The sequence below is a fragment of the Candidatus Symbiothrix dinenymphae genome (assembly GCF_001431085.1).
The window spans coordinates 1-445 of sequence record NZ_BBRU01000414.1 but is presented as its reverse complement, the minus strand read 5'-3'; the positions used below and the strand labels follow the sequence as shown (position 1 = coordinate 445).

At 42.2% G+C, this 445-nt stretch carries 1 protein-coding gene; it reads right to left on the bottom strand.

What is annotated here, in order from left to right; all coding sequences use genetic code 11:
* Positions 1-157: 157 nt before the first annotated feature.
* Positions 158-445, bottom strand: a 288-nt coding sequence (locus ASC50_RS04650; protein ID WP_478209965.1) for an SAM-dependent methyltransferase, incomplete at its 5' end; no start/stop codon positions are given.

The following is a 445-nucleotide window of genomic DNA, read 5'->3' as shown; positions in this document are numbered from 1 at the left end:
AGCAAATATCGTCCGATATTTACTTATTCATAACTTAGCGTAAATATCGGCGGCAAAGGTAAGGATTTTTTTTTGAAATACACTCACTCCAAAAACTCATCCAAATCTTTGTCCCGCAGATAAAGTCAAATGATATGATTGCGGATAGTCATTAAATCTAATGATAAATGGCAAAAATGCAGGGCGTTTTTTCCAATTTAGGGGTGTTTTTTCGCCATTCAGCGATGGTTTTTGTAAAAATCCGTTCATTTTCGGTGGTGATGTCGGCGGCGATGCAGAGTTTGGTGGTGGGCTTGCAGGTCTTCAGGATGTCGTCAATCATTTTATTGTTGCGGTAGGGCGTTTCGATGAAAAGTTGGGTCTGATGTTCAGCGTAAATGCGCTGTTCCAACTGTTTAAGCGTTTTCAGCCGCTCCTCGCCGTCGATGGGCAGGTAACCGTTGAA